The 11,842-nt window shown below is 69.7% G+C and carries 7 protein-coding genes; 1 reads left to right on the plus strand and 6 read right to left on the minus strand.

Annotated elements, in window-relative coordinates; genetic code table 11:
* Positions 1-43: 43 nt before the first annotated feature.
* The 6 genes from AB0L97_RS12740 to metH form a co-directional block, all read right to left on the minus strand.
* The gene (locus tag AB0L97_RS12740) at positions 44-1,858 is read right to left on the minus strand and encodes a choline/carnitine O-acyltransferase (RefSeq protein ID WP_364428357.1); all 1,815 of its coding nucleotides are present in this window, start codon (positions 1,856-1,858) and stop codon (positions 44-46) included.
* Positions 1,855-2,691, minus strand: coding sequence for a class I SAM-dependent methyltransferase (locus tag AB0L97_RS12745; RefSeq protein WP_364428360.1), 837 nt, complete (start codon positions 2,689-2,691; stop codon positions 1,855-1,857). The genes AB0L97_RS12740 and AB0L97_RS12745 overlap by 4 nt, the downstream gene beginning before the upstream one ends.
* 44 nt (positions 2,692-2,735) lie before the next feature.
* Positions 2,736-3,599, minus strand: a complete 864-nt coding sequence (locus AB0L97_RS12750; protein ID WP_364428363.1) for an arpA protein — start codon at positions 3,597-3,599, stop codon at positions 2,736-2,738.
* A gap of 159 nt (positions 3,600-3,758) precedes the next feature.
* Entirely contained in the window at positions 3,759-4,460 is a 702-nt protein-coding gene (locus tag AB0L97_RS12755; protein WP_364428366.1) for an HAD family phosphatase, read from the minus strand.
* Positions 4,461-4,605: 145 nt separating this feature from the next.
* Entirely contained in the window at positions 4,606-6,426 is a 1,821-nt protein-coding gene (locus tag AB0L97_RS12760) for a protein kinase (RefSeq protein ID WP_364428369.1), read from the minus strand.
* A gap of 655 nt (positions 6,427-7,081) precedes the next feature.
* Positions 7,082-10,678, minus strand: coding sequence for a methionine synthase (gene metH, locus AB0L97_RS12765; RefSeq protein WP_364428372.1), 3,597 nt, complete (start codon positions 10,676-10,678; stop codon positions 7,082-7,084).
* 167 nt (positions 10,679-10,845) lie between these two features.
* Here metH and AB0L97_RS12770 point away from each other — a divergent pair, with 167 nt between their 5' ends.
* Positions 10,846-11,730, plus strand: coding sequence for a PAC2 family protein (locus tag AB0L97_RS12770; protein WP_063018039.1), 885 nt, complete (start codon positions 10,846-10,848; stop codon positions 11,728-11,730).
* The last annotated feature ends 112 nt before the right edge of the window (positions 11,731-11,842 follow it).

The raw sequence follows: 11,842 nt of genomic DNA on the forward strand, positions 1-11,842 counted from the left end.
CCTCCACCCCTGACCGGGGGCGGAGGAACCGGGCGGAAAGCGGCTAGTTCCCGGCGAGCAGCGCCTGCAGGTCGGCGACCGCCGTGCAGAGGTGGTCGGCGAACGCGTGCATCTGGTCGGCGACCGGTTTCGGAGTGGCCAGGTAGAGATTCCAGCGGTCCGGCAGCAGGACGTAGGCGATGCCGATGCAGCGGGGACTGGTGGAGCCGAAACCGAAGTAGCGGATGTTGACCGACGGCGCCGAGCTGGTGCTCAGGTAGTCGTCGCGCATGATCGTCCAGCCGGGGCTGTCGTAGAGCGGGATCGGGTCGATGACGCCCAGTTCCGCGCCGCGGCGGCGCTGGATCCACTGCAGCTCCCACAGGTGCTGCTCGGGCGCGTCACCGGCCTGGCACTGCTTGGCCCGCTCCACGTGCGCGGACGCGGCCGTCCGCGCCGCGGCGAGCTTCGCCTCGGCGCTCGCGTCCTGGTCCTGCATCGCGTCCACGAAGGCGATCATCTCCGGGGTGATCACCCGCATGGCCTCGGTGCGGCCGTTGCGGTACTGCCTGGTCGCGATGGACTCGTAGGTCGCGCCGGTGAGCCCCTTGCTGCGCCGATGGGCCAGCTGGTAGCTCAACTGCGCGAACGCGTCCGGCGAGATGCCGAGCTGCTTGGCCCTGGCGGTGCCGAAGTCCGGGAACGACACCGTCTGGGTGGCGTTCGCCGCGGCGTACTGGGCGAAGGCGGCGGCCGCCGCGGCGATATCGCCGCGCTGCGCCTCGTCGAGCACGAACTCGACCGGCTCCACCGCGGGCAGTCCCTGCGCCTGTGCGCCGGAGTGGGCGGCGTGTTCCGGCACCGAGGTTTCCAGCAGGGTGTCCACGAACGACAGGATGGTGGTGCCGTCGAGTCCGCAGTGCTCGACATTGATGCCCGCCTGTCCGTCGGCGAAGACGACGAAGGACACCGATTTGTCGAACCACCGGTTCGCGCTGTCACCGTGCAGCAACTCGTCGCAGGCGTGCAGTTCGTCGCGCGGGGCGAAGTCCTCGAGGCAGACGGCGAACAGCGCGGTCTCGATGGTGTCCAGCGCCGCGGCGTTCGCGGGCTCGGCCAGCAGCCGCTGCCTGCTCTGGGCCCATTCCGCGCGGGCCTTGGTGGTGAGGTGCCCGACGGCGGTGTCGGTGCGGGCCGGGCGGGCGCCCGCCTTCAGCACCGCGCGCAGCCCGTCGGCGAGATCCTCCGGCGAGTACGGCGCTCCGTCCGGGCCGACCACGTCCATCCGGAACGTGCTGCCGTGGAAGAACACCACGATGTGCCGGGCCTGCGAGTGACCCGGCCATTCCGCGCTGTAGGGGACCCGGACCGTGTCCTGCTCCACGCCGGGAATCCTGGTCTCGGAGAACAGGTACTTGTTCTGCCACATGGACAGCTGCTGCCCGCGCTGGGTCACCGGCGGGATGGCCTCCCGGTCGAGGGCCAGCTTGTAGTCGACGGCGGCGGAGATGATGCCCGCCGCCCGGTCCACCTGAGTCGCGGCGGTGGAGGCGGCCAGTGGGGTGTCGTCCCGGAACAGGAAGAAGAAGTTCGCGTTCAGGGCGATCCGGTCCCGCCTGCCCAGGTATCGCGACGGCCAGAACAGGTCGAGCCAGCTGCCGACGCCGGGCGTCGCGTCGTACTCCGCGAGCGCCGCGTGCAGCGTGCGCCCCGGACCGTCGGGTCGCAACAGGTCGTCGACCGCGGCCCGGGTGGCGGCGATCTCGTCGGCGGTCAGCAGCGGCTCGCACCACTGCAGGAACCGGCCACAGCTGTCCTCCAGCGTCGGCAGGGGCACCCGGGGAAGGTGGTCGTCGGCGGCGAAGGTGCGTTCGGTCAATGCGAGTCCTCGGTGTCGGCGTGATGTTTCGGCAGCGGCCTCGACACGTACAGGTTGGCATACAGCCAGCCCTGGTCTTCCCGGCCGGTCGTGTCGATCCCGTTGGCGGACAGGGTGTTCAGCACTTGCGCCTGTTCGGCCGCGGAGGCGAACCTGCGTTGCTCGTACAACCCCGGCGCGTGCTCGGTCCGGTAGCCGAGCGCGGCGAGTTCCGCCTCGATCGGTGCGAAGTCGAACATGCGCAGTACGAAGTGTGCCATCCACGGCCGCCTGCGCGGGTGCGCGGTGGCCACTCGGGTCAAGGTTTTCTCGGTGATGTACCCGACGCAGCCGGTGGAGACGACCAGATCGGCGGTCGCGAGCAGGGCGCGCTGCTCGTCGGTCGGCTCGCCGGACTCGAGGTCGGCGTGCACGACGTCGTGCAGGAGCCCGGCCTCCCGCGCGTACTCCAGGGCTGGGCGGGCGGCGTCCATGCCGAGGAAGCGGACGTCCTCCACCGCGGCCCGCCCCGCCACGCGGTCTCGGTCGCGCCGGATCAGACCGGCCCGATCGGTGTCGGCGGCCGCGTAATGCTCGGCCAGCTCGCCGATCGTGGTGTCGAGGCGCAGCAGCGCGGCGTTCACGCCGTAGGAGCAGCCGAGGTCGAGCACGGTCGGCACGGCGACCCGGGCGGACGCGCGGTATTCCCGAATCTGTTGCTGGAAGAAGGGTTTCGCCAGTTCCGGAATGCGGTAGTCCAATTCGGACATGCGCGCGTAGTAGGCGCGCGGATCGGGGCGGACGTAGATATCGTCGAAAGACGCTTTCCCGGTGGTGTCTAACGGCACTGGCACTGTCGGTCCTCTCGGGTCGAGCTCGGTCAGTCGAGCCGTTCGGCTCAGTCGAGCAGTCGATCGCCCCGGACGGCGTCGGCCGCGGCGGCTAGGTGGTCGGGTAGCACGCGGCCGAACAACTGCCGGGTGCGCTCCACCGTGCCGACCATCCCGGGACGATCGGTGTAGGCGAAAATGGCCGAATGGCGCTGACGCGCACCGTCGACGGGTGAGACGCGGTGCAACGAGAAGCGACCCTGGAACAGCTGCAGGTCGCCCGGACGCAGTTCGAGCCGCTGGACGAATCGCTCGCCGGTGCCGGTGAGCACGGCGCGGACGTCGTCGAGGTGTTCCGCCTCGGGTGTGCGGATGTTGGGGCAGTACTCGAAGACGCCGCCCTCCTCGGCGGGCTGGGTCAGCATCGAGACGGTGAATTCGTTGGTGTCGAAATGCCAGGGGTGCGACATGCCCGGCGCGACGACGTTCAGGCACAGTCCCGCCAGGGGATCGGCGAATTCGTGCAATTCCGACAGGTCGAAGCAGTCGGCGACGAATCGCTGGAACAGCTCGTCGGTGTAGAGCCGGTGGATCAGCGCGTCGGCGGGGATGCGGTCGCGGGGCACGAAAGCGTTGCCCCGCTCGAGCACGATCCGGCCCGGATGGTCCTCCGGCAGGTCGGCGTCCAGCGGAATGTTGTAGGCGTTGACCCGCTCGACCTCGTAGTGCGCGTGCGGGGCCATCAGCTCGCCCTGCGCCCGCAACGTGTCGGTCAGTTCCGGGCGGATGAAGCCACGCAGCACGGTGCAGCCGGTGTCGGCCAGTTCCGCACGGGCGCGCCGAACCGCTTCCCGCAGCGCGGGTCCTTCCGCCTCCGCCAGGGGATACCGTCCGGTATCTACGATCTCGTCGAGGACGCCCAACGCTGCCATGGCGTCATTTTGGTGGAGCGGTCGCCGACACGCCCGGGATTCGGCGAGATTGCCGGTGATCACGGTCACACCTATCATCTGCACGCACACCCGTTGCGGCACAGTAACTCTCGGCATGGCCGGTGCGCCGATGTCGCGCAACCCGGCCACCCGGATGGCTCAACCCCGCACGCGCAGAGCGTTTTCGAGTTCCGCGACGGTCAACCCGATCAGCGAATCCCGGAACACCCGCCCTGGCGCGTGCGGCACGGGAATCTCGCACGGGACGACCACCACCGCGCAGCCCGCGGCCTGCGCCGCACGCGTACCGGTCGGCGAATCCTCCACCGCCACACACTGTTCCGGATCGAGCCCGAGCAGCTCGGCAGCGCGCAGGTAGACATCCGGCTCCGGCTTGCCGTGCGCCACCTCGTCGCCGCAGACCGAGACATCGAAGAAGTCCCGGCCCAGCGTGTCGAGACCGAACTCCGTGAGCGACCGCTTGGTATTGGTGACGAGCGCGCTGGCCAGCCCCGCCGCGCGTACCATGGCCAGCGCATCCTTCGCACCAGGCCGCCACGGGATGGGGCCGGTCATCAATTCGGTCACCCGCCGCTCCAGGAACTCCCCCGCCGCACGCAACGAGTCCGGCGTGGGCTCGATACCCAAGCCGGTGAACATGATCCGCAGCGCGTTCGGGCCGGACGCCCCGATCAGCGCGTGCCGGATCGCATCGGTCATCTCGTGACCGTGCTCACGTGCCAGTTCCCGCACCGCGACATCCCAGAGCTTCTCCGAGTCGAGGAGCGTGCCGTCCATGTCCCAGAGCACTCCGGCCAGTCGCGCTGTCACGTTTCGGTCCTTCTCCCAGCTCTCGTCCATGTCGCGGGCACCGTTGCGAACCTTCCGAGATCACCCGGCCGCCGCACGAACCGTACCGCCGGGACGGAGCCGCTCCGCAGCCGAGCCTGCTCACCCTCGGATGGCTGGGCTACTCGATGGCGCAGGCCAAGGCTCGGCCGTGTCCCTAGGTACCCGATGCGGCGATCTGCAACTTGGCACTGTCGCCGACGACCTCGATCCAGCGGCTCTCGGAAGTCGTCGTGCCGTTCTTCAAGGTGTAGGTCAACGCGACGACCGCCCGATTCGCGCCGTTCTGCGTAACCGAGCCCACGCTCACCGAGCGAATCGTGCCCCAGAAGTTCACGTATGAGTCGTAGCCGGTCTTGGCCTGGTATCCGGGGGCCAGCTGCGTCCAGGCGCCGGACACGTTGGTGGGCAGCATGCCGTAGTAGCCCTGGATGAACGAGGCGATCCGGTCGGGTGTCGGCGGACCGGACGGGGTCGTCGTCGCGGTGGTGGCCGGGCCCGTGGTGGTCGGGGCAGGGCTCGACGTGGGCTGAGGCGTGGTGCTGGGCGGCGGAGTCGTGCTCGGCGCGGGGTTCGTCGTTTGCGCCGGAGGGGTGGTGCCCGGGGCAGGCGGGGGCAGCGGAGCACCCGCTGAAGTGGGCGCGGGCCCCGGCACGGGTCCAGAAGTGGGCGCGGGCGCTGAGGAGGCGGATGTTTGCGCCGGGGCGGGAGCGGGAGCTTGCACCGGCGCCGGTCGAGGCTCGGCTCCGGCCGCGTCGGCTGGCGCCTGCGTGTTCTCGGGCGCCACGGCGGCCGGAGGCTCGACCGACGACGTCGGCGCGGCGCCGCCCTCGCCGTCCACGCCGGCCAGCGTCGCGATGATGCCGACCAGGATCAGCACCCCGACCACCGCGGCGACTTCCACGGCGATCAGTCTGCGGCGCTGCCTGCCGCTCAGAACACTCCGCAACCTCGCCGCCACCCCGGCCAGCCTCGGCACCGGCCGTGACGTAACTCCTTGCGGCACGGCCGGACCCGGCACAGCGGCGGGTACGACCGCGGTGACACCGGTGTCGTCCGACTGCTCCGGCGATACGGCAGCGGCGGGGTCGGGCAGCACGGTCGTCGTGGCGGCGGGGGCGGCAATCACCTTGGTCACCGATGCGGGCAGCTCCAGATCCCGTCCCGCCGCGACGGCTTCGAGGACCGCTTTCGCCTCCCGCATGGTCGGGCGGTCGGCGACGGCCGGGGCGAGCAGGTACATCAGCACCGGCCCCAGCGAGCCGGCCGCCTCCGGCGGCGGGATTTCGCCCCGCGCCACCGCGTGCAGCAGGGCCAGCGGGTTGTCGCTCTCACCGAACGGTGGAGCGCCCTGCACCGCCGCGTACAACGTCGAACCGAGAGCGAAGACGTCGGAAGCCGGTTCCGGGTCCTCGCCGCGCGCCACCTCGGGCGACAGGTAGGCCGGCGTCCCGGCGAGAAACCCGGTGGCCGTGACCGTCACGTCGCCGACCGCGCGGGAAATGCCGAAGTCGGTGATCTTGACCGTGCCGTCGTCGGCGACCAGCAGATTCGCCGGCTTCACGTCCCGGTGCATGATCCCCGCGTCGTGCGCCGCGGCCAAGGCGCTCGCCGCCTGCGCGCCGATCCGGGCGACCTCCAGCGGCGGCAGCGTCCGGTTGCCCGACAGCTTGGTCGCCAGGCTCGGCGCGTCCAGGTACTCCATGACCAGCCAGGGCTGGCCGTCTTCCTCGGCCACGTCGAACACGGTGATGGCGTTCGGGTGGTGCAGCCGCGCCGCGATCCGCCCCTCCCGCATGGCACGCCGTTTCGCCTCCAGCGCAGCCGATCCGGTGAGTCCGGGACCGAGGAGCACCTGTTTGACCGCGACGGTGCGCTGCAGCCGGACGTCGGTGGCCCGCCACACCACACCCATGGCGCCGGTGCCGATCGGATCCGTGAGCCGGTAACGTCCCGCGATCAATCGATCCGCCGTCATCGTGGTGTGCCTCTTCCTACTTGCGCGCCTAGCCGTCTCGCACTCCACACGCAAGCCCGGAAGAATTCCGAAAGCGTACGCGCCGAGGTGCTTTGCACCACTGAGCAGGGACGCGAACGCATCCGCCGACTGCCCCGGATGCAGTTACAACGCCTTCGACAATGGCACATCCACCCGACACACAGCCACCTCCCGGTGCGGGCACGGACGATCGCCCAGGTAAACCGCGCGCGCCCGCCACTGTGACGCGCCGACGAGCGCCCCGATGCACGCGAGACATGACATCCGGGCAGGTAGCAAAGGCCCTTCACACGAGAGCATCTCGCTATTGCTCACAGTCCACCACTGATCGCCGTCCGGCCGCGACGCCCGCTGCGGACCACGAACGGACGGACAGGCCGAGAAAGGCGCTCACGTCCGCTGGACTCCGCGCGCCTACGCCCGATCCGCGAGACGAAGATGGCGCGCCCCGGGCACTCGGCAGACCGATCGGCCGGTCGAGAGCGTCCGGAAGCAGCGATGCCGACCTGCGGCAAAGGCGACGTACCGATACGGCTTCCAAAGCCTCGCGCCTGACGATCGGGCAGCCGCGTTCGCGCTGACAGCGCGGCGCCGAGACCCTCGGGCGTCGGCGCCGCGCCGCATCGGCGAACGGCTACGCGTTGAAGTACTTCGCCTCCGGATGCAGCAGGACAAAGGCGTCGGTGGACTGCTCCGGATGCAGCTGCAGCTCCTCGGAGAGCACGACGCCGATGCGATCGGCTTCGAGCAGGTCGACCAGTTTGGCGCGGTCCTCCAGCTCCGGGCACGCGCCGTAGCCGAACGAGTAGCGGGCGCCGCGATAGCCGAGCTTGAAGTACTCCAGCACGTCGGCCGGGTCGGAGTCGGCGACCGCGTGACCGTCGAGGACGAGCTCCTCGCGGATGCGGCGGTGCCAGTACTCGGCGAGCGCCTCGGTGAGCTGGACGCCGATGCCGTGCACCTCGAGGTAATCGCGGTAGCTGTCACCCGCGAACAGCTCGTTGGCGAAGTCGGCGATCGGCTGACCCATCGTGACCAGCTGGAACGGAAGCACGTCCACCTGACCGGTCGAGCGGGCGTACTCCCGCGAACGGATGAAGTCGGCGATGCACAGGAACCGGTCGCGCTGCTGCCGCGGGAAGGTGAACCGGTACCGCTCCGGCGCATCGGGTTCCGGTTCGGTGAGCACGATGACGTCGTCGCCTTCGGACACCGCGGGGAAGTAGCCGTACACCACCGCGGCGTGCTGCAACACACCCTCGGTGCTCAATCGGTCCAGCCAGGCGCGCAGACGCGGCCTGCCCTCGGTCTCCACCAGTTCCTCGTAGCCGGGACCGTCGCCACCGCGCTGCCCACGCAGGCCCCACTGCCCCAGGAACAACGCCCGCTCGTCGAGCAGGCCCGAATATTCGTGCAGCGCGAGGCCTTTCACCACCCGTGTGCCCCAGAAGGGCGGCACCGGCACCAGCAGATCGGCCGCGACGTCGGAGCGCTCCGGCACCACGACGGGCGCCTCGTTCGCCCTGCGCTCCGCCGCGATTCGCTTGGAGCGCTCGTGGCGCGCTTTGCGCTCGGCGGCCTTCTCCCGCTCGGCGATGGCTTCCGGGCTGTCCGGGTCGAGGTCGCCACCGCGTTTGCGGGTCATGATGTCGTCCATCAGCCGCAGGCCCTCGAACGCGTCGCGCGCATAGTGCACGTCGCCCTCGTACACCTCGGTCAGGTCGTTCTCCACGTAGGAGCGGGTGAGCGCCGCACCGCCCAGCAGCACCGGGAACTGCTCGGCCACACCCTTGGCGTTGAGCTCCTCGAGGTTCTCCTTCATCACCACGGTCGACTTGACCAGCAGGCCCGACATGCCGATGACGTCGGCCTTCTTGTCCACCGCCGCGTCCAGGATGGTGGCGATCGGCTGCTTGATGCCGAGGTTGACCACCTCGTAGCCGTTGTTCGACAGGATGATGTCGACCAGGTTCTTGCCGATGTCGTGCACGTCGCCCTTCACGGTGGCCAGCACGATGCGGCCCTTGCCACTGTCGTCGGTGGCCTCCATGTGCGGCTCGAGGTACGCGACGGCGGCCTTCATCACCTCGGCGGACTGCAGCACGAACGGCAGCTGCATCTGACCGGACCCGAACAGCTCGCCGACCGTCTTCATCCCGGCCAGCAGGGTCTCGTTGATGATCTGCAGCGGCGGCACCTCGGTCATGGCCGCGTCCAGGTCGGCTTCCATCCCGGCGCGTTCCCCGTCGACGATCCGCCGCTCCAGCCGCTCGAACAACGGCAGCGCGGCCAGTTCCTCCGCCCGCGACGCCTTCGACGAGGACGTGGACACGCCTTCGAACAGCGCCATCAGCTTCTGCAGCGGGTCGTAGCCCTCCGCACGGCGGTCGTACACCAGATCCAGCGCGACCTCGCGCTGCTCCTCCGGGATACGGCTGATCGGCAGGATCTTGGAGGCGTGCACGATCGCCGAATCCAGACCGGCTTGGACGCATTCGTGCATGAAGACCGAGTTGAGCACCTGCCGGGCGGCCGGATTGAGGCCGAAGGAGATGTTGGACAGACCCAAGGTGGTCTGCACCCGTGGATGCCGGCGCTTGAGCTCGCGGATGGCCTCGATGGTCTCCAGCCCGTCGCGGCGCGACTCCTCCTGGCCGGTGCCCAGGGTGAAGGTGAGCGTGTCGATGATGATGTCGCTCTCCGACAGCCCCCAGTTGCCGGTGATGTCGGCGATCAGCCGCTCGGCGATCTCCACCTTCTTCGCCGCGGTGCGGGCCTGGCCCTCCTCGTCGATGGTCAGCGCGACCACGGCGGCGCCGTGCTCGGCGACCAGGCGCATGGTCTGCTGGAACCGCGAATCGGGACCGGCGCCGTCCTCGTAGTTCACCGAGTTGACCGCGCAACGCCCGCCGAGGTGCTCCAGCCCGGCCCGCAGTACGGGGGCCTCGGTGGAGTCGAGCATGATCGGCAACGTCGAAGCGGTGGCCAGCCTGCTCGCCAGCTCCGACATGTCGCGGGTGCCGTCCCGGCCGACGTAGTCGACGCACAGGTCGAGCATGTGTGCCCCGTCACGGGTCTGGTCCTTGGCGATGTCCAAGCACTTCTGCCAGTCCCCGGCGAGCATGGCCTCACGGAATGCCTTGGAGCCGTTGGCGTTCGTGCGTTCGCCGATCATCAGGACCGAGGCGTCCTGCTCGAACGGCACCGCGGTGTACATGCTGGACACGCTCGGCTCGTGCACCGGCGCGCGCCGCTGCGCGATCGGCGGCAGGGTCGGCTCGACTTCGCGCACCGCGGCGGTGACCTGGCGGATGTGCTCGGGCGTGGTACCGCAGCAGCCGCCGACCAGGGCCAGGCCGAACTCGGTGACGAACCCGCGCAGCGCGACCGCCAGTTCCTCGGGGGTGAGCGGGTAGACCGCCCCGTCCGCGCCGAGCACCGGCAGCCCGGCGTTCGGCATCACCGAGACCGGCACCTGCGCGTGCCGGGACAGGTGGCGCAGGTGCTCGCTCATCTCGTCCGGGCCGGTCGCGCAGTTCAGGCCGATCATGTCGATGCCGAGGGGCTCCAGCGCGGTGAGCGCCGCGCCGATCTCGCTGCCGACCAGCATCGTGCCCGTGGTCTCCACCGTGACGTGCGTGATGATCGGGATCCGGCGGCCCAGCTTCGCCATCGCACGCTTGCTGCCGGTCACCGCCGCCTTGACCTGCAGCAGGTCCTGGCAGGTCTCGATGAGGATGGCGTCGGCGCCCCCGTCCAGCATGCCGAGGGCGGCCTCGGTGTAGGCGTCGCGCAGCGCGGCGAACGGGGCGTGTCCGAGCGTGGGCAGCTTGGTGCCCGGCCCCATCGAGCCGAGCACGTAGCGTGGCGTACCGTCGGGAGACGGTCCCATCTCGTCGGCGACCTCACGGGCCAGCCGGGTTCCCCGCTCGGAGAGGTCGCGGATCCGGTCGGCGATGTCGTAGTCGGCGAGGTTGGGCAGGTTGCAGCCGAAGGTGTTGGTCTCCACCGCGTCGGCGCCCGCTTCGAAATAGGCGCGGTGGATGCCGCGCAGGACCTCGGGGCGGGTGTCGTTGAGGATCTCGTTACAGCCCTCCAACCCGCGGAAATCGTCGAGGGTCAGATCGGCAGCTTGCAGCATGGTGCCCATCGCACCGTCGCCGATGACGACACGGCGGCGCAGCGTGTCGAGTAGCGTGGTGTCGAACTCGGCGGGGACGGACGCAGACATGCGTTCCAGCGTAGTGGGCGCGGCTGACGATCCAGGCCACGGCGTGGAGGCTCGGTGTCCTGGACCACACGCGCGGCCCGGAGCCGCCGCGTCCGCGCTCCGGAACACGCCACCCCGTCCGGCCGTTCTACGACACGCCATATCGCCGCACACCGTAGGCTGACCGAGTGAACGCCAGTGAAACTCCCGATCCGGAACTGCCGACGTTGCGGGATCCGGTACTGGTCGCCGCCTTCGAGGGGTGGAACGACGCCGGTGACGCGGCCAGCGGCGCCGTCGAGCATCTGGAACTGATCTGGGACGCCGAGCCGTTGGCCGAGCTCGACTCCGAGGACTACTACGACTATCAGGTCAACCGGCCGACGGTGCGTCAGGTGGACGGTGTGACCAGGGAAATCCAGTGGCCGTCGACGATGTTGTCGGTGTGCTCGCCGCCCGGCAGCGACCGCGACGTGGTGCTGCTACGCGGTATCGAACCGAATATGCGCTGGCGCAGCTTCTGCGGCGACCTGCTGGAGTTCATCGAGCAACTCGGGGTGCAGACCGTGGTCATTCTCGGCGCACTGCTCGCGGACACTCCGCACACTCGTCCGGTACCGGTGACCGGCTCGGCATACAGCAAGGAAGCGGCCGAGCGGTTCAGCCTGGAGCAGACCCGCTACGAGGGACCGACCGGGATCACCGGCGTGCTGCAGGACCAGTGCGTGAAGGCGGGGGTCCCGGCGGTGTCGTTCTGGGCGGCCGTTCCGCACTATGTCTCCCAGCCGCCGAATCCGAAGGCGACCATCGCGCTGCTGCACCGGGTCGAGGACGTGCTCGACATCGAGGTGCCGCTGGGTGAGTTGCCCAAGCAGGCCGAGGACTGGGAGACCGCGGTGAACGAGATGACCGTGGGCGACGAGGAGATCAGCGAGTACGTGCGCTCGCTGGAGGAACGCGGCGACGCCGCGGTCGACGTGAACGAGGCGATGGCCAAGATCGACGGCGACGCCATCGCGGCCGAATTCGAGAAGTACCTGCGCAGACGGGGTCCGGGCAGCTTCGGTCTCTGATCGGTTGCGCGTCGGCGCGTTCGGTGCGGGCGGCCGGCGTCCGCGGGGTTCACCGGAAGTTCGCCGGGGGGCCACCTTCAGGTCGGGAAACGACCCCCTCCTACACTTTCGC

The organism is Nocardia sp. NPDC051911, from assembly GCF_040681035.1.
Taxonomy (GTDB): domain Bacteria; phylum Actinomycetota; class Actinomycetes; order Mycobacteriales; family Mycobacteriaceae; genus Nocardia; species Nocardia sichangensis.

What these genes read in the sequence shown, in the direction of transcription:
- AB0L97_RS12750 (WP_364428363.1), bottom strand. Translation starts at nt 3,599, where the DNA reads ATGGCAGCGTTGGGCGTCCTCGACGAGATCGTAGATACCGGACGGTAT.
- AB0L97_RS12755 (WP_364428366.1), bottom strand. Translation starts at nt 4,460, where the DNA reads ATGGACGAGAGCTGGGAGAAGGACCGAAACGTGACAGCGCGACTGGCC.
- AB0L97_RS12760 (WP_364428369.1), bottom strand. Translation starts at nt 6,426, where the DNA reads ATGACGGCGGATCGATTGATCGCGGGACGTTACCGGCTCACGGATCCG.
- metH (WP_364428372.1), bottom strand. Translation starts at nt 10,678, where the DNA reads ATGTCTGCGTCCGTCCCCGCCGAGTTCGACACCACGCTACTCGACACG.